The organism is Sagittula sp. NFXS13 (assembly GCF_040148795.1).
Lineage (GTDB): Bacteria > Pseudomonadota > Alphaproteobacteria > Rhodobacterales > Rhodobacteraceae > Sagittula > Sagittula marina.
This window is the reverse complement of record NZ_JAGEMH010000013.1, coordinates 53,746-73,577: the sequence shown is the minus strand read 5'-3', so window position 1 is coordinate 73,577 and position 19,832 is coordinate 53,746. Positions and strand designations below refer to the sequence as shown.

The following is a 19,832-nucleotide window of genomic DNA, read 5'->3' as shown; positions in this document are numbered from 1 at the left end:
CGACACCTGAGCGTCGACCCGCGTCCTTTGTGGGGCTTTTCTTGGCCCGCGGACGGGGGTAAGCCCCTGTGCGAAGGAGTTACCAATGGCCCCCATCGACCCGCAGCCCGGCATCATGGACATCGCCCTGTATCAGGGCGGGAAATCCAAGGTGGAAGGCGTCACCAACGTGGTGAAGCTTAGCTCGAACGAGAACCCCTTTGGCGCAAGCCCTGCGGCGAAAGACGCGGTGGCGCGCTCCGTGCACGAGCTGCATCGCTATCCCCCGACCGACCACGAGGATCTGCGCCGTGCCATTGGCGAGGTGCATGGCGTTGATTGGGAGCGGGTGATCTGTGGCGTTGGATCGGACGAGATCATCACCTTTCTGTGCCAGGCCTACGCGGGGGAGGGCACCGAGGTGCTGTACACCGAACACGGCTTTGCCATGTATCGCATCAGCGCGCTTGCGGCTGGCGCGACCCCGGTCGAGGTCAAGGAACGCGACCGCGTAACTTGCGTGGACAACCTGCTGGACGGCTGCACCGACAAGACGCGGCTCGTGTTCATCGCCAACCCCAACAACCCCACCGGCACCATGATCGGCATGGCAGAGATTGAACGGCTGGCCGAAGGGCTGCCGGATCAGTGCCTGCTGGTGCTTGACGGGGCCTACGCGGAATACGTCGAAGGGTACGATGGCGGCGCCAAGCTGGTCGACATGCGCAACAATGTGGTGATGACGCGCACGTTTTCAAAACTGTATGGTCTGGGCGGTTTGCGCGTCGGCTGGGGCTATGGGCCGCGTCATGTGATCGACGTTTTGAACCGTGTGCGCGGGCCGTTCAACCTGTCGTCTACGGCGCTGGCAGCGGCAGAGGCCGCCCTGCGCGACACCGCCTATGCCGAGAAATGTCGCAACGATAACACGCGGTTGCGCACTATCTTGTCAGAGGCTCTCGCCGAACATGGTGTGCCTTGTGACACTTCGGTTGCGAACTTTGTGCTGGCGCGCTTTGCCGATCAGCAAGAGGCGGAAGATTGCGATCTGTATCTGCAAAAGCAGGGGCTGATCGTGCGCCGCGTGGCGGGGTACAACCTGCCCAACTGCCTGCGCATCACCGTAGGCGATGAACCGTCGGTGCGTCGCGTCGCCTATTGCATCGGCCAGTTCAAGGCAGGTGCCCGATGACGGAGGCCACCCCGGCCCCCGTCTACCGCAAGATCGCGCTGATCGGTCTGGGTCTGATCGCCGGCTCCATGGCTTGGGCCTGCCGCCGCGACGGCATGGCGACCGAGATCCGGGGCTATGCACGCTCCGAGAAGAGCCGCGAAATGACGCGCCGCCTTGGGTTCTGCGACGTGGTCTGTGACAGCGCCGAAGAGGCGGTGCAGGACGCGGATCTGATCGTCCTGGCGACCCCCGTGGGTGTCATGGGCGCCGTGGCCGCGTCCATTGCCCCGCATCTGAAGCCCGGCGCCGTGGTGATCGACGTCGGATCGGTCAAGCGTACGGTGATCGAGGAGGTGCAGCCGCACATCCCGGAGGGCGTGCATTTCATCCCCTGTCACCCCATGGCCGGGACAGAGCATTCCGGGCCGGACGCGGGCTTTGCCAGCCTGTTTGACAACCGCTGGTGCCTGATCGTGCCGGTGGACCACACGCCCGATGCAGAGGTCGCGCGGCTGGAGCAGTTCTGGAGCCGCCTTGGCGCCATGACCGAACGGATGGACCCGGAGCATCACGACCTCGTATGTGCGGTGGTGAGCCACATTCCGCACCTGATCGCCTACACGATGGTGGGTGTGGCCGACGATCTGAGCCGCGTCAGCGACCAGGAGGTCATCAAGTTCTCCGCCGCTGGGTTTCGCGACTTTACCCGGATTGCCGCCAGTGACCCGACGATGTGGCGTGACGTGTTCCTGACCAACAAGGAAGCCACGCTGGAAATTCTTGGCCGCTTCACCGAAGAATTGTTCGCCCTGCAACGCGCCATTCGCACCGGCGATGGTGAGCAGCTTCACGCCTACTTCACACGCACCCGTGCCATCCGTCGTAGCATTCTGGAGGCCGGGCAGGATACGAATGAGCCTGACTTTGGCCGGACTCGGTAATCAGGTGGGACCATGGATGTGATGCGTTATGTGATGCTGGCCGTGCTGGTGATCCTTACGGGGTGCGGCTCTGCGCGGGATCGGGCGTCGGACAGTATCGATGCACTGCGCGCGCGGTTTGACGGCATGGGCTCTGTCTGCGGCGATCCCTCCCTGATCGGTGAGACGATCGGCGTGGTCGACGGGCGCGGGGAGTGTGGGATGCGCAACGGCATTCGCCTGCGGGCTGTGGACGGTGTCGCGCTGTCGCAACCCGCCGCGATCCGGTGCGAGACCGCGCGCCAGCTCAAGACATGGATCAACACCGCCGCCCGTCCCGCTGTGGGCAACGAAGGCGGCGGCGTGGCTGAGCTGAAGGTGGCTGCATCTTATGCGTGCCGGACGCGAAATCACAAGGTTGGCGCAAAGCTTTCGGAGCATTCGAAGGGCAACGCCATCGACATCGCGGCGGTGCGCCTGGTGGACGGTACAGAGATGTCGGTTCTGCGCGATTGGCGCAGCCGCACCTATGGGCCGATGTTGAAGCAGATGCACAAAGGGGCCTGCGGGACCTTTGGCACGACCCTGGGCCCCGGGTCCGACGGCTTTCACGAAGATCATTTCCACTACGACGTGGCTGACTATCGCGGTGGCCCATACTGCAAGTGAGACGACGCTATCGCTGCGTCCGGGCGAGGGTGTCGATGATGCGGGCCCATGCCGCCACTTGTTGAGCAGGCAGCACAAGCCGAAGGCGCGGGGCGGATGGATCGGGCAGGCGCAGGTCAAGTCCCTTTGGGGTCGGACGCGCACGCGCACCGTGAAGCAGTCGCGTTTCGTTACCACTTCCCGGTGGCCAAACCAGACCGGGCCCATCGGCCGTCATCACCAAAGCGGCGGCACTGTGCGCGGTGAGGGTTACGGTCCCTGCGGGCAAGTCGGGATGACGTCGCGCCCAAGCGCGGCGGGCCTCCTCCTCTGAAGCGAACCAGCGGGGCCGTGACCGGGCGCTGACGCCAATCGCCAAAGCAATCCCCAGTCCCAGAACCATGATCCAGACCACAGTCAACTTCTCCGTGTTGCGCGTCAGGAAGCGCATGCCTTTGGTCATCAGCCCTAGGCGCTGTGCGGCCCAAGGCGCAATTCTGCAAGTTCAATATCACGTGCGTCCGCAGCTCTAGCATGTCTTTTGCGCTAAATAGTTAAGCGATCTATTGAGGCCGACTGACCGGCAAGTCGCTATGAACGCGCCCGTACTCTCTTTCGTTTCGCGCTTTCACCTTTTTCCCAGTGCTGTCGGCATTATAGGCTCTGGCTCAAGCCAACGGACCAGAGACGAGGCGCAGCTCATTTACCGAAGACCAGATCATTGGCATTTTGAAGGAACACGTGAGCGCGATTTCCGTGGCTGATCTGTGCCGCAAGCACGGGGTCAGCGATGCAACTGCCTCCAAATGGAAAGTTAAGTCTGGCGGCATCAATGTCAGCAAAGCGTGATAGAATCCTGCTGCGTTGGGACAATGGCCTGGTATTCACCTGCCATCGCTTTACGGACATCGTCTGAAGCCACGGGCTGAAACAGGAGTTTATCACGCCCCACTGTCCGCAGCAGAACGGCATTTTCGAGCGCTTCTTCTGGATGCTGAGGGAGCAGCGCGCGCATTGTCACCGCTTCGAGAGCGTCCAGCATGCGATGCGCGTCATCGGTGACTGGATTACAGTCTATGGCAACCGTCGTTCCGAGAGCCTCTCGGAGGCGCTTGATGTGCTCAGCCTAGTTGTCATCCGCAAATCAGACATGATGCGCGTCGGGGGATCAATCGCTCTATTCCTTGAAGACCTCGTCGAGCAGTACTTCAATACGCTTAAAAGCATAGGCCGTGTCGCTGCACGCTACGACAAACCTGCTAAAAGCTTCTTGGGCTTTATCGGTATCGCCGCTATCCGACTTTGGCTTCGCCTTTTGTCAACATGACCTAGGCACGACGTGAGTGTGGAGCTTGTGTGTCATCGCTCCATTTTGCCAACTTGGCGAGTAGCTTTGCGCGACGTACAGGCTTTGAAAGGAAATCTGACATGCCGGCGTTGAGACAGGCGAGACGATCCTCTGCCATGGCATTGGCGGTCAACGCAATAATTGGCACGGCGTCACGTGCTCCGCGCGCCTCAATTGTGCGTATCATTCGCGTGGCATCGTAGCCGTTCATCAGGGGCATCGACACGTCCATCAAAACAACATCTGGCTTGAGACGGCAGAAAAGGTCTACGGCTTCCTGACCGTTCGAAGCAATGTGGATTGTCGCACCACTTTTTCCCAGTAGTTTTTGGATGACCAACTGATTTGTAGCGTTGTCTTCGGCCAGTAAAATGCGTTTCCCAAGCAATGTATTCTCAGTTGCTGCTCCATTCTCCGATGAGGGGCCGTCATGTTCAAGCTGCCGTCCCAGGGTTTCACAAAGAGCACGAGCCGTGGTTTCAAGCGTAAGCGGTTTGCGCAAGACGTTGGCGAAGCCCATTGCGGTGATTTCGGATTTCGCAAGATTGCGGTCCGCGCGCAATGTCATGATGGCCGGAGGCAGCGTGATTGCGCCTTGCGTCTGGCGGTGAGCAAGCAACCCATCCACAGCCAGGTCCGACAAACCGTAGTCCAAAAGGAGAAGATCGAAGGCATCTCCGTCCACGTGTGCATGTCTGGACAGCGCCACACATTCCGCAACGGTGGCCGCCAAGACCGGCCTGATCCCGAGATTGTTGAGCATTTGCCCTAAGGCTGAGCGCGTGGAAGGGTCGCGCTCAGCCACAAGAACCTTCACACCAGACAGCGCACGTCTTGCAGTCTGCCAAAAGCTTGCGTCTGCTACAGGCACCGCTGTGTCCGGCATGGGCACGAGAATTTCGAATGTCGACCCGGTCCCAGCTTGTGAATGCGCCGACAGGGTCCCCCCCATCAAGCGCACCAGCCGCAGCGTGATTGCAAGGCCAAGGCCTGTACCTTCAAACTGGCGCGTGTCCGTATCGTCAATTTGCGAGAACTCTTCGAATACATGGTCGAGCTTGTCTTCGGGAATGCCTACCCCGGTGTCTGCAACCTTGATGAGAAGCAGGCCGCTTTTGTTACGGTCGACGGTGATGTGCACGTGGCCGCGTGGCGTAAATTTTACTGCGTTCCCAACCACGTTCAGCAAGCATTGGCGAAGTCGTGCCGAGTCGCCATGCACATATACAGGTGCCACGAGCACGCTTTCAACACAGATTTCCACCTCTTTCGAAGCAGCGGACGGCGAAAACAGACAGGCCACGTCCTCGACCAAAGCCAGCAAATCGAACGGTTCAGGACGCACCTTCATCTTCCCCGCCTCAATCTTGGAGAAGTCGAGAATATCATTTATGATTGATAAAAGTGCGACTGCGGACGATGTGATGGTCGCGGTTACGGAGCGCTGCTCAAATGATAGACTGGTCTGTTCCAGAAGTTCGGCCATGGCTATGACGCCGTTCATGGGCGTGCGAATTTCGTGGCTCATGTTTGCAAGAAATGCAGATTTTATTTTTTCCGCCTCTTCCGCCTCTTCCGCCTGTTGCCGGGCAAGGTCCAGGTTTTGGGCGGTTTTCTTCAACTGAAACCAGAAGAACAGTCCCACCGCAAAGGGGATGAGCATCAGAGCAGCGATGAGGAGACCCACCGTCAAAACCAAGTGACGATAAAGCGACTGGATATCCTCTGCCGCGTCAGTGACATCCATGTACACTTCGTAAACGCCAATCACGTTGCCTCCCCTTACAAGGGGATGAAAGACTTCGGCGTAGTGACGGACCTGACCGTTTTCGCCGTCTTTTGTCACGAATGTAATCTCTGACTGCCCCGTACGAGCGACCCTTTGGACGATTGAGGTGTCCTTATACACGACGCCGCGATTCAAAGGCCTTTCCGGGTTGAACTTCGAAATTAAAATGCGACCGTCCGTATCGAAGATTTTGAAATCAAAAACATTTTCGGCTGGCGCATGTCTGTTGAGATCGTTGAACGCAGACAGGGGAAAGGGAATCCCTTTGCGGGCGTCGGCAAGCTCATTTGCGTAAGTCTCCAGATGGTTGCCCCAAACGTAGGCCGCCGCCCGCGCCCGGTTGTGCAAATCCACATCTGCCGTATGCAAAGCAAAACGATTTCCAAGCCAAAGCGCGAGCGCTATTGCCATCACGGTCGCAGCCAAGATGTAAAAGAAGCGACGCATGCGCCAAAATCCCATGATACCGCCGCAGGCATACGGGAGCGAGATTAAGGTCTTCTGAACAGTCCCGAGCCAGCTCGCGCAACACGCAGACGGAGCGGGAAGCTCTGCAGGCGCATTTTCCTTGCCCTCCTTGAGCCTCTCGTTAACCATGGTGCCCAAGGTCTGAACGGCCGGAAAACCAAAGACGAGCACCAATTTGCCGTCCAATGAGAGGGAGCGACTGTCATGGGAAAACGTGATGAGTTGATAGAAAAATATGCCGATGATCTGCGTACCAAATGCGGCATGCAACCGGACATGGACCTGCTGACGAAAGTCACGATCGGATGCGGACCGTCAATCTACAACGCTGACAGTTCGATTGTAGCCTCCAGCCAAGATGGCGAATTGGAGACGGTGAAAGTCAATTTTTTGATGAAAAAGCTGGGCTTGCCCGACGGTCCGGACCTGATGGAGGCGATCAACCAGGTGATCGACACCTACGGTAAATCAGAGCGCAACAAGTATCGCGCGGTTGTCTACTACATGCTGACAAAGCATTTCGGGAAAGAGTCCGTTTACGTTTAAGCTGACCTCGCCAAGGCGATCCGCGACACTTCGGGATTGCACCAAATTGCAATGACTTCGGATTTGCCAAGATAGACCATCGCGGGTAAGTTGGATTCAAATCTGGCTAGAACGGCTGGGCCCGAATTTCAGGTACACGTGTGGTGCGTAGGGAGCACGTGGGTGAGAGGGGGGCCTTGGCTATAGCTGGGGTCTCCCTTTTCGGTTTTCACAAACAGGTCTGGTTCTACTGCGATCGGTGGTAGGGCGATGGGCCTTTTTGGACGAGCCTCGTCGGAGAGGTATATTGTGCCCCTCCCAGCATGATATCTGATACGCACAAGCGGCTAACCCGACGAGACCAGGAAGTGGTTGGCTTGCGATAAAAGCTTGAATTGACCCACTGACTTTCTGCTCATGCTAGGCGAGAGAACGTAGCGATGAGTATGACGATGTACGACGGCATCAAAGGGTGGTGTCGGCGAAGCGTAAGACGGCGCTTGTCAACGAGATCATCCAAGGCAAGACAACCGTGAGCAATACCAGAAGCTGCTCCGAGACCTTCAGGAGGCCTGGGGCGAGGCCATGCCGGAGCTTCTGGCCCGAAAAAAGTTGCAGGGCCTCCTGGCGGAGGGCGGCGCAGTGTTGATCGCCAAGCTCTTTGTCTGGTGGTTCGGTATTCCGAGGCGGACGGTCTATTCCACGCCGGTAAAATCCGCGCCGAAGGTCGTTCTCGCTTCGCCGAACCGTTCAAGAAGGTCCCTCTCACACATGCCGCGCATGTGCTGCCGGGCAGTGGATCGAGGAGGAACCCTCCGTCGGCTTTTGCACGGTGGCGTTGCTGCTGGGGTTCAACAAGAACACGGTGTAGAGGGTTCGGCATCTCTCTCGAACCGATGGCGTTCGATGCCTCACTCCAGACAAAGGGCTGGCACCTGTCAATGTCTGGCAAGGCTGACGACCGCCAGCGCTGCCCTCCTCACCCGCTTGCTATGCGCCGCACGCCTGCCTAGGCATTCACATTTGCGCCCTAACCTGAGCAGATTCCGCTTGTCGGTGTACGCACAGCCGCGGGTCATGCATGACCTCACCGGTGGGATAATGATCGTCACGAATTATATCCGCGAAAAGCAACGCCCATAAACGAACGCGGATCGAAGGAAGTGACCGTCCCACTGCCGCAGGCCCCCAGCCAGGGGTCGTGGATTTTGGCGAGACGCTTGGTACCATCGGCGGGCGCGTCTGCAAGCGTTCCTATTTTTTACGGTCAGCATTGTGAGCGCCTTTTGCCCGAGCGACAATGTCGACATCTCTTGCTTCAGCAAGGCCTACCTCGGCAACTGTGTGTCGGATTACCAGTGTGTCGTTTGGCTCTGAGAAGCGCTTGACAGAGCGGTAGCCTTTTCCGCTTCATTCATGAACTTATTCGTGTGACGACGGTGCCGTTCAGGTTGGTGTTCAGCCATTGTACTCACAACTCCAGTTTCCATTCCCGGCTGAATCAGCTTACTGCTTCCAACTGTCGCCACGTAGAAACTGTTCGGCCGAGGTAGAACGAATTTGCGCTCGGGAAGATTGAGGCGTCGCGAACCTCAGCCTTGGATGGTGCCAGCCTGGAAGTATCGCTCAAGTGTCAAAAAAATACTGGTTGTTCAAGACGGAGAAGTCCACGTGGTCTTGGGAAAACCAGGTCGCGCGGGGCGATACGGGTGAAGAATGGGACGGCGTGCGCAACTACCAAGCGCGCAACTTCATGCGCGAGATGAAAGTGGGCGACCAAGGGTTCTTCTACCTATCGCAGCGAGATAAAGTGATTGTTGGTATCGTCGAAGTTATTACTGTCGCTCACCCAGAAAGTTCGACGAACGACCATCGGTGGGAATGCGTGGATATCAAGGCGATCAGAAGCCTGCCCACACCCGTTTCGCTCGATCAGATCAGGGCCGATCCTCGCCTTTCCGAAATGGTCTTGGTCAAAAATTCCCGCCTCTCGGTCCAGCCAGTAAAAGAAGATGAATGGCGCATTGTGTGTGACTTGGGTGGCCTCTCACCAGAGCACTGTCGGCCACTGGATTGACGACACCGAGAAGAGTTGAAAACAACCTACGGCCAGCGCGAACGTTGCGCATGTACAGGAAGCACAGGCCAAAGCCCCACCTCTTCTTTGCCGTCGTCAACCCGAGTAGCAGGTCTCGCTGAAGAATGCCCAGAACGCCAGCGCGATGCTGACGTCTTTCGTTGCCACCGCTCTCTCGGCCACCGCGCGGCGGTTCGCTGGCCTAATGACTTTTGTCCAAAAGCCTCCTTGAGCAGATCGTTCTGCATGCTGACGTCGGCATATATGAGCTTCAGCTCGGCGGTAGGGACACGACACTCAATCTGGCGCAGAACACACATGATCTGCGCTTTGGTAAATCGTGTTTTCTTCATCGGAATCTCCTCGTTCGCCCTGCCGAGAAAATTCTATCTCCGCATCCCCTCGAGATCGGGGGGATTACGCGAGCTGGAGCAGTTTTGAGGCGTGTCGTCTCGACCTCTGTAAAATATCGACCTTATTTTGTTTTTCCATTGGGGCCATTTGGCTTTTGCCAAAGGACAAATCCAGGTCACCGAAAACCAATTCGCGGGTTCAAATGAGCGTTCGGGGTTTCCAAACATTATGCTGTCTTTCACCAACTGGTCGTCCCACGACCAGTTGGCTGTCTCGACTTGAATAGCCAAAAGGTCGTCAGATCACTTTTTTCCAAGCGCGTAGGGTCACGGTTTCAAATAGCCCGGCCTTTGCGTAGGGATCGTTGTCTGCCCAATCCTGCGCGGCAGGCATATCTGGGACATCCAAGACAACCAGCGATCCAGTCATTTCGCCGGTCTCATCAAGCAGCGGCCCGGCCTGAGTGACCACGCCTGTGGCCTCGATGTAGGCAAGATGAGCCTCGCGGTTGTCCTTGCGGATTTGCAGCGCGCCGGTTTTGTCAAAGGCCATAAGGGCAATAAGCATAATCTATTCTTCCTTCAGGGGTCTGGACAGCAATTGGTCCATTGCCTCCTGCACCGTCAGGTCACCCGTGGTCAAGGCCGCGGTCGCCTGAGTGATTGGCAGCGGAATCCCGTGAAGATCTGACAGTTTTGCCGCGGCGCGGGCGGTGGCGGCACCCTCTACCGTGATGGTGGGCTCGAAATCCTCGCCTCGGCCCAGTGACAGGCCGAAACGGAAGTTGCGCGAGCCCTCGGACGTACAGGTCAGGGTGAGGTCGCCCAATCCAGACAGTCCGGCCAGCGTTTCGGGACGGGCACCAAGCGCAGAGGCAAGTCGCGTCATCTCCGCGAAGCCACGGGTCATCAGAGCGGCGCGGGCGCTGTCGCCCAGTCCGGCACCGATACAGGCACCGCAGGCGATGGCTATGACGTTTTTCAACGCCCCCCCGAGCTCTGCCCCCACCAAGTCGGTCGTGGTGTAAAGCCGGAGCACAGGTGTAGACAGTTTCTCCTGCAATATGCGGGCCGAGGGCTCGTCCGCGCAGGCCAGTGTCAGCGCCGTCGGCAATCCGTTTGCAATGTCGGCTGCAAAGCTGGGGCCCGTCAGAACCGCAACGGTGACGCCTGGTTTGACCTGCTGCGTCAACTCCGTCACGCCAAGGCCGCTTTCCAGGTCAATGCCCTTGCAACACAACACGATACGCGTGCCGACCATTGCGGATTTTATTCGTTTCAAGACCATATGCAGGCTTTGAGCCGGGACAGCGATCAGAACGGTCTCCGCCGCAGCGGCTTTTTCCAGGTCGGTTGTGGCGCTCAGGCTATGTGGCATCTTCACACCCGGCAGCCGTGGTGAAGACTTATGGTCTCGGATGCGCGAGACGGCGTATGGATCGCGGCCCCAGATGGTCACTTCGCGCTCATCGCGGGCCAGTGCGATGCCTAAGGCGGTGCCAAAGGCTCCCGTGCCAATAATCGAAACACTCATGCCTTGGCTCCTTTCTTGCCATGTCCCACCAGCGGAGAGGCCTTGCGATCAAGTGGCCAACGCGGGCGAGCAGACAAAGTCATATCGTGCGTGATTCCTTTCGCCAGCAATTCCGATCCGGCATAGGCAATCATTGCGGCATTATCTGTGCACAGCCTTAGGGGAGGGGCAGTAAATGTCACCTTAGCGGTTTCGCAAATTTTTTGCAGGGCCGCGCGTATCGCCATATTGGCGGCCACCCCGCCCGCCACGGCAAAAGCGGGTTCAGCAGGCTCTTCTTCAAGGTAAAGCGCAACGGCGCGCCGAGTCTTCTCCGCCAGAACATCACGCACTGCCGCTTGAAATTCGGCACAGAGATCTGCGCGGTTCTGACGTGTCAGGCCGCCATTTTCTGTAATTATTCCATCACGTTGCCGCATCAAAGCTGTTTTGAGCCCGGAAAAGGACATATCGCATCCGGGCCGATCCAGAAGCGGGCGCGGCAATCGGTAGGCCCTTTCGATGCCGTGCTTTGCCTGCTCTTCAACGGAGGGGCCGCCGGGCTGCGGCAGCCCCAGAAGGCGCGCGGTCTTGTCAAAGGCTTCGCCCGGCGCGTCGTCAATTGTACCGCCAAGTCGAGTAAAATCCTCCGGACCGCGCACGATCAGGAACTGGCAGTGTCCGCCAGAGACCAGCAACATCAGATAGGGATAGGCCAGCCCATCGGTCAGTCGCGGCGTCAGGGCGTGGCCGGCAAGGTGGTTCACTCCGATCAGCGGTTTCCCGAGCCCCGTGGCGAGACCCTTACCCATCATCACCCCCGACAGAACGCCGCCGATCAGGCCGGGGCCGGACGTCACGGCAATGGCATCGATCTGGGTCAACGTCACATCGGCCTGTGCCAATGCGCGCTCGATACAGATGTCCAACCGTTCCGCATGGGCGCGTGCGGCGATTTCCGGCACAACGCCGCCAAAGGACGCGTGCAGATTGTTTTGACCTTCGACGACAGAGGACAGCACGTCGTGTCCCCGCAGCACCGCTGCAGCGGTGTCGTCGCAACTGCTTTCCAAACCAAGTATCAGGGGGTCCGTCATGCCGTGCTCCTGTAATTGGCGGTCCGCCGACATTGCCATGTGTTGCATCAGCGCGTATCACCAGAATGGTTGCCCCACAATGTCGGAGCCCCGATGGCATCACAGACAACTTCGGACAGCAGTCCGGATACCCCCGTGGTCCTGATGACACGCCCTCGGGCGGACTCCGAAGATTTCATCGCGGGGCTGAAGCGGCGCGATTTGCACTTCAACACCGTCATTTCGCCCCTTATGCGCATCGTTTTCACCGATGATCCCATAGACATAGATGGCGTGCGCGGGTTGATCTTTACGTCGTCCAACGGGGTTGCCGCATGGACGGCGCGTGGATTACGGGCAAATCTGCCAACCTATGTGGTCGGGCCCTCAACGGCCCTTGCCGCGCGCAGCATTGGTTTGAACCCTGAAATCATGGCGCAAAATGCCGTGTCGCTTGTGGACGAGCTGTGCAAGGAGGACGTGCAGGGGCCTTTGCTGCACCTTTCCGGGCGGCATACGCGGGGTGATGTGGCAGGACAATTGAACGCCATGGGGGTCGAAACACGTCGGGCCGTTCTATACGATCAACCGCCGATGCCGTTGACATCCGAGGCGCGGGCGGTCTTGCATGGAACTGTACCGGTGATTGTTCCCGTGTTCTCACCCAGAACCGCACAATTGCTAACTGAGGAGCGGCCTAAAGCGCCTCTTCTTGTCGCGGCGATGAGCGAAGCAGTGGCCTTCAACCTAGCATCGCTCCATATAGTGTCCCTGAAGGTGGCCGCGCGGCCCGATTCAGGCGCGATGCTGAATGCGGTGGCGGCACTGTTGAACACGGCGCAAGCCGAGAAAAGACATTCGGGGGGAGACCCTCGGCGATAGGGTGAAAGGGTGACGGGACGTGGCAGGCACGAGAAAAAACAGATCGGCCAAGGGGAAGACCCAGGCGGCAAGCGGAACCGATGCAAAGGCTTCTGTTTCTGAGGACAGCGTCGCGCCCGTTGGTGACGACACGCTTGCTCAGGAGCAACGCGGCGCCTCCGTTGTCGAGGGCGAGCCGGACGCCAACGCGACCACTGACGCCACCGACGTGCCAGAGGCCACACAGGATGTGGAGCCAAACCCCGAGGCCGAAGGCGATTCCGTGGCGGAGGCCAAGCCCGAGGCAAATGACAGCACCGAGGCGGAGCCTGCCGCCTCTGAACGTGCTCCCGAGCCTGAAAAAACGCCTGCTACTGACACCACGTCCGATGTTGACGCCACGCCGGAGACTGAGAGCACCTTGGGCGTTGTCACGCCATCCACTGAGCCTGATCGCGAGCAAAAGCCGGTCGACGACGAGGCAACGGTCGTGGAGGACAGGTCCCATACCAGCACGGCGACGGCAGCTGTGCCCGCAGTGCGTGAAGAAAAGAAAAGCAGCGGTTTTGTCCCGATGGTGCTGGGCGGCGTGATCGCTGCCGGGTTGGGGTATGGCGCGGCCTACCTGGGTTTTGTCGGCGGTGGTGAAAATCCATTCGAGACGGAGACACGCGCCACCTTGGCGGCACAGCGTTCGGAACTTGACGGGCTGAATGCGCTGCCGCAGGCGGTCACCGACCTGCAGGCGCAAGTGGATGGAATTGACCTCAGCGCGCTGGACACAGGGCTGGCCGGTGTGCAGGATGCCATGTCTGAAATAAACACACGTCTGACGGCAATCGACGACCAGATTGCCTCGATGGACAGCCGCATGACCGCTCTGGAAAAGCAGCCTTTGGCAGAGTCTGTCTCACCCGAGGCCATCGCAGCCTACGAGCGTGAATTGGAACAGCTGCGGGGCGCGGTTTCAGACCAGCAAGCGGCGCTGGAGGCAGAGAAAGCCGCGCTGAACGAACAGCTTGAACAGCGCACCGCCGAAATGCAGAGCATTGTTGACGAGGCCCGCGCGCTGGAGACGTCCGCAGAGGATCAGGCCCGTCTCGCCGCCGCGCGTGCCGCGGTGTCCGATGTCATCGCGCGTATCCAGGAAGGTCAGCCGTTTTCCGAACCGCTTGCGACTCTGTCAGATAATGACGTCACCGTCCCGGACGCACTGCAAGCCACGGCAGAGGACGGCGTGCCAACAATGGCGTCGCTTTCCGGCAGCTTCCCTGACGCCGCACGTCAGGCGCTGGCCGCCTCGCGCAGCAGCGCGGCCCCTGAGGGAGAGGCGGATGCCGCGACCAGCGGTGGGCTTGGCGCCTTTTTCCAAAGCCAGCTCGGCGCACGCTCTGTTGTCCCGAAGGAAGGTAATTCGACGGATGCGATCCTGTCGCGTGCCGAAGATGCGGTACGGAACAGCAACCTCGACAAGGCGTTGACCGAACTAGAGGCTCTGCCGACTGAAGCAAAAGACGCGCTCTCCGACTGGCTTTCACAGGCGGAACTTCGGCGTGATGCTCTGGCGCAGGCATCCGACCTCGCCCAGCAATTGAACCAGCAATAAGGGTTACGAAAACATGTTGTGGTCACTTATCAAGATCGTCGTTTTCGTCGCCATGGTGGCGGCAATCACCCTTGGGCTGGGGTATCTGATCGAAGCGGACGGCACGGGCCTTGCGCAGGCGCGTATCACGCTGGCAGGGGTGGAATATACTCTGACGCCGTTGTTGATGTTCCTCGGCGCGTTGGTTTTGATCGCGCTGGTCTGGCTGTTCATCCAGGCGTTCCGCATCGTCATCGCGACGCTGCATTTCATCAACGGGGACGAAACTGCCCTGTCGCGGCATTTTCACCGCAATCGCGAGCGGAAGGGCTATGAGGCTCTGTCCGAGGGGATGATGGCGCTGGCCTCCGGTGAGGGGCGCGTCGCAATCGCCAAGGCGCAGCGTGCAGAAAAGTATTTGCACAAGCCGGAATTGACGGACCTGGTCACGGCGCAGGCCGCCGAGATGATGGGTGACCGCGCCAAGGCCGAAGAGGTCTACAAGCGTCTGCTTAAGCGTGACTCGACGCGCTTTGTCGGCATTCGTGGCATCATGAAGCAAAAGCTGGCGGCCGGTGAAACCGACACGGCGCTGCAACTCGCAGAGCGCGCCTTTGCTATCAAGCCCAAGCACGAAGAGGTGCAGGACACGCTTCTGCGCCTGCAGGCGGAGAAGGCGGATTGGGCCGGGGCGCGTCAAACGCTGTCGGCCAAGCTCAAGCATGGGTCGTTGCCGCGCGATGTTTACAAGCGCCGCGATGCGGTTCTGGCCCTCAGCCAAGCCGCAGAGATCGAGGATCGGGACGAAAGTGCCGCCGCCGCAGAGAAGGCCATCGAAGCGAACCGGAACTCTCCGGACCTCGTGCCCGCGGCGGCCATGGCTGCGCGCCACTTCATCGCGCAAAAACGGCCTCGGAACGCTGTGCGCGTGCTGAAGAAAGCCTGGGAAAGCCATCCGCATCCGGACCTCGCTGCCGCCTTTGCCGCGATCGAGCCGAATGAGACACCTGACGCGCGCATCAAACGCTTTGTCCCGTTGACCCGGATCAACCCCGAGCACCGCGAGACAAAGTTGCTGTTGGCTGAACTGAACCTCGCCGCGGAGCACTTCCCCGAAGCGCGTCGCGCTCTGGGTCAATTGGTGGAAAAGGAGCCCGACGCACGCGTTCTGGCCATCATGGCGGCCATCGAAAAGGGCGAAGGCGCGAAGGATCAAGTTATTCGCGGTTGGCTGGCAAAGGCAGTCACTGCGCCGCGTGGTCCGCAATGGGTTTGTGAAAACTGCAACACGATCCATGGCGATTGGCGCCCGACCTGCACGAACTGCGGGGCATTCGACACATTGGCGTGGAAAACACCGCCGCAGTCCGAAGTGGTCTTGCCTGCAGGCGCCAACATGCTGCCGCTGATCATCGGCGCATTGGAGGACAAATCTGCGGAGGTGTCCGTCGCGGAGGATTCGCAGCGCGCCGAGGTGATTGACATCAGTCCCAAGGCAGCAGCGCGTCCTGAAGGCAAGACAGCCGCCGAACCCGAAGACGCGGAACTTGTCGAACCCGGCGACAAGAAAGACGCAAGCTAGGGCTTTCCCTGGGCGGCCGCCCGATCGGCCGCCCACCGGAAGCCGCTGTTTTGCAGTTGGTAGAGCACATCATTCGCGATGAGCGTGTAGCCCCTTTTCTCCGAATGATTATAAAGTCTAAGGCTGTTCAAGATACTGCCATATTGAAAACCGTAGGCTTTATTGCGCAAAGTTCATGAAGCCCGGACTTTGCACTTCCCGAGATGCGCTTAATCTTGGGGCACCGTAATTTGTTTGCTGAGCGTGGACTGGCTGTTCTGGACGGCGCCGCGGTCGACAGGCGGTCTGCCTGCCACCAAGATCAAGGTAGGCGATTTGCTCCTTCGACAGCTTCAATTTCTACCTTTCTCGGCAGACTACGATGCATCCGCGTGCCGTGGAATAGATGAGGTCTGGACGGCTGAGATCTTTGACGCATTGCGCAAGGACAAGATCATGGCCCCAAGACACAATCAGTCATCCCAACAAAGCTCCGGGGCGAGGTAAAGTCCGCCTACGCCCAAACAGAGGTCCGCAGACCAGAGGTCGACTCATGCACTCACATTGAGAATGGGTCACGTGGTGGGGGCTATTCAAGCCGCTCAAGACGCAACGCTACGGCCAGAACTACTGGGTGCGCCGCACGCTTTAAGCGGCGATGGCGCGCTGAGGATCTGAATGCGGAGCATCCGGTCAGTGCTATTGTCACTGACCCGAAAGCCTGGAACTGGTTCTACATGGTGGGGGCGGAGAGTGCCCCGGCCAGCGACGAAGAGATTCACGTTGCCTTTTTCGCGAAAGACGCTTGAACGGCGCGTCGCATCCATTTAAACGCTCGGCCAATCAGCCTCAATAGCTCAGCTGGTAGAGCAGGTCCTTCGTAAGGACAAGGTCGGGGGTTCGAGTCCCTCTTGAGGCACCACCATTCGCCCCGCGCCAATGAAGTCGTGTTTTTCCTTGGATTAATTTCAAGATAACTCGATGCAGCTTAGTCTGCCCCAAGGCGTGTCAGCTGCAGAGTTCGAAATGAAAAGCTCGTGTCGGACGCGGTCGATACAGCGGCTGCGGCGAAGGGTTCGGTCGTTTCCCTTTGAGGCCTCCGACAGGATCAGCCTTACTCGTGCACATCTATCCCATCTCGCGACGATTGCGCCAAAATGCTTCGATGTCCTCGCGACCTGTGTCGGCTTTTACAGTGGCGACCAGAGGCTGCCCTGGGCCAACCCTTGCCCGATGGGATTTTGCGGCACGCTGATGCTACCAGCGGGCGCGTAAATCATCAGAGAAGCGTGTTGTGCCGTCATTGGATTGCGCTTGCAATTGAAGGTGGTGCGTGGACTTTTTGCCCATGCTCAAAGCGGGCTTTGCGGGGAGGTTGACTGATGCCTCCACATCGGCGGTCGAGTTATACATCAAAAAAACCCGCCGAAATAACGGCGGGTTTTCCTGTGTTCTTTTCGGGCCGCTGATTAGCCGATGATGCCATTCAGCGTCGCCGAGGGGCGCATGACGGAGGACACCTTGTCCGCGTCACCGTGGTAATAGCCACCAAGGTCCGCCGGATTGCCCTGCGCATCTGCCAATTCCGAAACAATCGCGGATTCGTTGTCGGCCAGTGCCTTCGCGATGGGTGCGAAATGCGTCGCCAGTTCAGAGTCGTCAGACTGCGCTGCCAGTGCTTTGGCCCAGTAGCGCGCGAACCAGTAGTGGCTGTCGCGGTTGTCGGGTTCACCTGCTTTGCGGGAGGGGGACCGGTCGTGGTCGAGGACGCCTTGTGTGGCGACCTCTACTGCGTCACCCAGAACGCGTGCCTTGGCGTTGTCTTTCTGATCTGCGAGGAATTTGAACGACTCGCCCAATGCGCAGAACTCACCCAGGGAATCCCAGCGCAGGTGGTTTTCCTTTTGCAGCTGCTGAACGTGCTTGGGCGCAGAACCGCCGGCGCCCGTCTCGAACAAGCCGCCGCCGTTCATCAGCTTCACGATCGACAACATCTTGGCCGAGGTCGCCAGCTCAAGGATCGGGAACAGATCGGTGAGGTAGTCGCGCAGTACGTTGCCGGTTATGGCGATGGTGTTTTCGCCTTTGGTGATGGTTTCCAGCGAGGCGATGGTTGCGTCGCGCGGGGCCATGATCTCGAACTTGTCGGCAACGCCTTTGGCTTCGAGGATCGGCTTCACATAGGCGATCAGCTCGGCGTCGTGGGCGCGGTTCGCATCCAGCCAGAAGATCGAGCGGTAGCCTGTCGCTTTCTGACGTTCGATGGCGAGGTTTACCCAGTCTTCGATCGGGGCCTTTCGTGCGGAGGCGGAGCGCCAGATGTCGCCCTCGGCCACGTCGTGCGCATGCAGGACGGTGCCGTCGTCGAGGATCATCTTCACCGTGCCGGCTTTGGGCATTTCAAAGGTGGTGGGGTGAGATCCGTATTCCTCGGCCTTTTGCGCCATAAGCCCGATGTTCTGTACCGTGCCTGCGGTCGCCGGGTTCAGCGCGCCGTTCTTCTTGAAGAACTCGATGGAGGCATCATAGACCGGAGCGTAAGAGTTGTCGGGGATCACGCAGTTGGTGTCGTGCTCCTTGCCGTCCGGGCCCCAGCCCTTGCCGCCGGCGCGGATCAAGGCGGGCATGGACGCGTCGATGATGACGTCGGAGGGGACATGCAGGTTGGTGATGCCACGGTCGCTGTCCACCATGTACATGGGCGGACGTTCGGCGCGCACCTCTTCGATGGCTTTCAGGATCTCGGGTTCGTCCTTCACACGCTCCAGCAGGGAGCCCAGACCGCCGTTGGCGTTCACGCCCAGTTCGGCCATCTTGTCGCCGTACGTGTCGAACACCGGCTTCAGCCACTGCTTCACCGCGTGGCCAAAGATGATGGGGTCAGAGACCTTCATCATGGTGGCCTTCATGTGCAGCGAGAAGAGGGTGCCTTCTTCCTTCGTCTTGGCGATTTCGTCGGCCAGAAAGGCATCCAGCGCTGCGGCGGACATGAAGGTCGCGTCGACAACGGTGCCTTCGGGGTAGGAAACGCCCTCTTTCAGGACGGTCTCGCCATCGGCGGTCTCCAGCACGATCTTGGCGGTCGCGGCCTTGTCCAAAGTGGCGGATTTCTCGTTTGAAAAGAAGTCGCCGCCGTCCATCGCCGCCACGCGGGTCTTTGAGTCGGCGGACCAAGTGCCCATGCGGTGCGGGTTGTTCTGTGCAAATTTCTTTACCGCGGCGGCGGCGCGGCGGTCGGAGTTGCCTTCACGCAGAACCGGGTTCACAGCGGAGCCCTTGATGGTGTCGTATTTGGCGCGCACGGCTTTTTCCGCGTCGGTGGACGGGGAATAGGGGTAGTCGGGCAGCGCGTAGCCCTGCTCCTGCAGTTCCTTGACGGCTGCAACCAGCTGCGGCTCGGACGCAGAGATGTTCGGCAGCTTGATGACGTTGGCGTCGGGTTGCTTCACCAGCTCACCCAGCGCGGCCAGGTCGTCGGATTGTTGCTGTTCGGCGCTCAGTGCCTCGGGGAAGGTCGCCAGAATACGGCCTGCAAGGCTGATGTCTTTGGTGCCGACGGACACGCCTGCTGCTGCGGCGAATTTCTGAATGATGGGCAGCAAAGAGCCGGAGGCCAGCTCGGGCGCTTCGTCAACTTTTGTGTAGATAATGTCGGGTGTGGTATCAGACATGGGATCCCCCTGTTTGAGTGCTTTGCGCTCTATTTAGGGTAATGCTGTGCAAAGGTCTACAGTATGCGGCGGTATACATTGACGCATTCAAAACCCGAAGCGCATCTGCTTGACGTCGTGCCTGAGTGCGGAAGAAAAGCACGGTCTTGTTGCAGATATGACCCGGTCATCGGCGTTGCGGCTGGTTCAAAAGCCCAAATAAGTCGCGGACCGCACGTTTTGCCGGTATCACATCGTGCAACGGTGGTTTAATGCGGTGGCGATTGAAATACACCTGTGAGAAG

16 protein-coding genes, 1 tRNA gene and 2 pseudogenes are annotated in these 19,832 nt (G+C 59.2%); 11 read left to right on the top strand and 8 right to left on the bottom strand.

Annotated features, from left to right (window positions below; translation table 11 throughout):
- Nucleotides 1-85: 85 nt before the first annotated feature.
- From hisC to J4E08_RS19290, 3 genes are read left to right on the top strand one after another with little or no spacing between them, the layout of a single operon-like run.
- The gene (gene hisC, locus J4E08_RS19300) at nucleotides 86-1,171 is read left to right on the top strand and encodes a histidinol-phosphate transaminase (RefSeq protein WP_183969081.1); all 1,086 of its coding nucleotides are present in this window, start codon (nucleotides 86-88) and stop codon (nucleotides 1,169-1,171) included.
- Nucleotides 1,168-2,094 carry a prephenate/arogenate dehydrogenase family protein gene (locus J4E08_RS19295; protein WP_349539872.1) on the top strand — a complete coding sequence of 309 codons (927 nt, stop codon included), beginning with the start codon at nucleotides 1,168-1,170 and terminating at the stop codon, nucleotides 2,092-2,094. Before hisC ends, J4E08_RS19295 begins: the two co-directional genes overlap by 4 nt.
- A gap of 12 nt (nucleotides 2,095-2,106) precedes the next feature.
- Nucleotides 2,107-2,742, top strand: a complete 636-nt coding sequence (locus tag J4E08_RS19290) for an extensin-like domain-containing protein (RefSeq protein WP_349539871.1) — start codon at nucleotides 2,107-2,109, stop codon at nucleotides 2,740-2,742.
- Between the two features lie 7 nt (nucleotides 2,743-2,749).
- Here J4E08_RS19290 and J4E08_RS19285 read toward each other — a convergent pair whose 3' ends face one another.
- The gene (locus tag J4E08_RS19285) at nucleotides 2,750-3,184 is read right to left on the bottom strand and encodes a hypothetical protein (protein ID WP_349539870.1); all 435 of its coding nucleotides are present in this window, start codon (nucleotides 3,182-3,184) and stop codon (nucleotides 2,750-2,752) included.
- A 200-nt stretch (nucleotides 3,185-3,384) separates the two neighbouring features.
- Between J4E08_RS19285 and J4E08_RS19280 the strand changes: the two are divergent.
- Nucleotides 3,385-3,567: pseudogene (locus J4E08_RS19280) on the top strand (transposase); the annotation flags it as partial.
- On the opposite strand, the gene J4E08_RS19275 reads toward J4E08_RS19280, so the two are convergent.
- On the bottom strand, nucleotides 3,557-3,763 hold the full coding sequence (locus J4E08_RS19275; RefSeq protein WP_349539869.1) for a hypothetical protein: 207 nt from the start codon (nucleotides 3,761-3,763) through the stop codon (nucleotides 3,557-3,559). The pseudogene J4E08_RS19280 and the gene J4E08_RS19275 sit on opposite strands and share 11 nt — an antisense overlap.
- Between J4E08_RS19275 and J4E08_RS19270 the strand changes: the two genes are divergently transcribed.
- Nucleotides 3,692-4,048, top strand: coding sequence for a hypothetical protein (locus J4E08_RS19270; RefSeq protein WP_502949300.1), 357 nt, complete (start codon nucleotides 3,692-3,694; stop codon nucleotides 4,046-4,048). The two genes, J4E08_RS19275 and J4E08_RS19270, sit on opposite strands and share 72 nt — an antisense overlap.
- A gap of 1 nt (nucleotide 4,049) precedes the next feature.
- Here J4E08_RS19270 and J4E08_RS19265 read toward each other — a convergent pair whose 3' ends face one another.
- Nucleotides 4,050-6,512: a response regulator gene (locus tag J4E08_RS19265; protein ID WP_349539866.1), complete on the bottom strand. Its 2,463-nt coding sequence runs from the start codon at nucleotides 6,510-6,512 to the stop codon at nucleotides 4,050-4,052.
- Between the two features lie 18 nt (nucleotides 6,513-6,530).
- Between J4E08_RS19265 and J4E08_RS19260 the strand changes: the two genes are divergently transcribed.
- Nucleotides 6,531-6,872: a DUF2853 family protein gene (locus tag J4E08_RS19260; protein ID WP_349539865.1), complete on the top strand. Its 342-nt coding sequence runs from the start codon at nucleotides 6,531-6,533 to the stop codon at nucleotides 6,870-6,872.
- 1,627 nt (nucleotides 6,873-8,499) lie between these two features.
- Nucleotides 8,500-8,928, top strand: a complete 429-nt coding sequence (locus tag J4E08_RS19255; protein WP_349539906.1) for an EVE domain-containing protein — start codon at nucleotides 8,500-8,502, stop codon at nucleotides 8,926-8,928.
- 37 nt (nucleotides 8,929-8,965) lie between these two features.
- On the opposite strand, the pseudogene J4E08_RS19250 reads toward J4E08_RS19255, so the two are convergent.
- The 4 genes and pseudogenes from J4E08_RS19250 to tsaD form a co-directional block, all read right to left on the bottom strand.
- A pseudogene (locus J4E08_RS19250) lies at nucleotides 8,966-9,281 on the bottom strand (IS3 family transposase); the annotation flags it as partial.
- Between the two features lie 298 nt (nucleotides 9,282-9,579).
- Complete coding sequence (locus J4E08_RS19245; RefSeq protein WP_183969065.1) at nucleotides 9,580-9,849, bottom strand: YciI family protein; 270 nt, start codon at nucleotides 9,847-9,849, stop codon at nucleotides 9,580-9,582.
- Nucleotides 9,850-9,852: 3 nt separating this feature from the next.
- A complete protein-coding gene (locus J4E08_RS19240) occupies nucleotides 9,853-10,815 on the bottom strand; it encodes an NAD(P)H-dependent glycerol-3-phosphate dehydrogenase (protein WP_349539864.1) in 963 nt (320 codons plus the stop codon).
- The gene (gene tsaD, locus J4E08_RS19235; RefSeq protein WP_349539863.1) at nucleotides 10,812-11,891 is read right to left on the bottom strand and encodes a tRNA (adenosine(37)-N6)-threonylcarbamoyltransferase complex transferase subunit TsaD; all 1,080 of its coding nucleotides are present in this window, start codon (nucleotides 11,889-11,891) and stop codon (nucleotides 10,812-10,814) included. The genes J4E08_RS19240 and tsaD overlap by 4 nt, the downstream gene beginning before the upstream one ends.
- 93 nt (nucleotides 11,892-11,984) lie before the next feature.
- Here tsaD and J4E08_RS19230 point away from each other — a divergent pair, with 93 nt between their 5' ends.
- From J4E08_RS19230 to J4E08_RS19215, 4 genes are all read left to right on the top strand, one after another.
- The gene (locus J4E08_RS19230; RefSeq protein WP_349539862.1) at nucleotides 11,985-12,752 is read left to right on the top strand and encodes a uroporphyrinogen-III synthase; all 768 of its coding nucleotides are present in this window, start codon (nucleotides 11,985-11,987) and stop codon (nucleotides 12,750-12,752) included.
- Between the two features lie 19 nt (nucleotides 12,753-12,771).
- A complete protein-coding gene (locus J4E08_RS19225) occupies nucleotides 12,772-14,337 on the top strand; it encodes a COG4223 family protein (RefSeq protein WP_349539861.1) in 1,566 nt (521 codons plus the stop codon).
- A 13-nt stretch (nucleotides 14,338-14,350) separates the two neighbouring features.
- Entirely contained in the window at nucleotides 14,351-15,898 is a 1,548-nt protein-coding gene (locus J4E08_RS19220; protein WP_183969055.1) for a heme biosynthesis protein HemY, read from the top strand.
- 825 nt (nucleotides 15,899-16,723) lie between these two features.
- Nucleotides 16,724-16,799: transfer RNA gene (locus J4E08_RS19215), tRNA-Thr, on the top strand.
- 547 nt (nucleotides 16,800-17,346) lie between these two features.
- Here the strand turns inward: J4E08_RS19215 and J4E08_RS19210 are convergent.
- The gene (locus J4E08_RS19210; RefSeq protein ID WP_349539860.1) at nucleotides 17,347-19,548 is read right to left on the bottom strand and encodes an NADP-dependent isocitrate dehydrogenase; all 2,202 of its coding nucleotides are present in this window, start codon (nucleotides 19,546-19,548) and stop codon (nucleotides 17,347-17,349) included.
- Nucleotides 19,549-19,832: the final 284 nt, after the last annotated feature.

Coding starts and splice junctions, on each gene's coding strand:
- hisC (WP_183969081.1), top strand. CDS start 86: ATGGCCCCCATCGACCCGCAGCCCGGCATCATGGACATCGCCCTGTAT.
- J4E08_RS19295 (WP_349539872.1), top strand. CDS start 1,168: ATGACGGAGGCCACCCCGGCCCCCGTCTACCGCAAGATCGCGCTGATC.
- J4E08_RS19290 (WP_349539871.1), top strand. CDS start 2,107: ATGGATGTGATGCGTTATGTGATGCTGGCCGTGCTGGTGATCCTTACG.
- J4E08_RS19285 (WP_349539870.1), bottom strand. CDS start 3,184: ATGACCAAAGGCATGCGCTTCCTGACGCGCAACACGGAGAAGTTGACT.
- J4E08_RS19275 (WP_349539869.1), bottom strand. CDS start 3,763: ATGCTGGACGCTCTCGAAGCGGTGACAATGCGCGCGCTGCTCCCTCAG.
- J4E08_RS19260 (WP_349539865.1), top strand. CDS start 6,531: ATGGGAAAACGTGATGAGTTGATAGAAAAATATGCCGATGATCTGCGT.
- J4E08_RS19245 (WP_183969065.1), bottom strand. CDS start 9,849: ATGCTTATTGCCCTTATGGCCTTTGACAAAACCGGCGCGCTGCAAATC.
- J4E08_RS19240 (WP_349539864.1), bottom strand. CDS start 10,815: ATGAGTGTTTCGATTATTGGCACGGGAGCCTTTGGCACCGCCTTAGGC.
- tsaD (WP_349539863.1), bottom strand. CDS start 11,891: ATGACGGACCCCCTGATACTTGGTTTGGAAAGCAGTTGCGACGACACC.
- J4E08_RS19230 (WP_349539862.1), top strand. CDS start 11,985: ATGGCATCACAGACAACTTCGGACAGCAGTCCGGATACCCCCGTGGTC.
- J4E08_RS19220 (WP_183969055.1), top strand. CDS start 14,351: ATGTTGTGGTCACTTATCAAGATCGTCGTTTTCGTCGCCATGGTGGCG.
- J4E08_RS19210 (WP_349539860.1), bottom strand. CDS start 19,548: ATGTCTGATACCACACCCGACATTATCTACACAAAAGTTGACGAAGCG.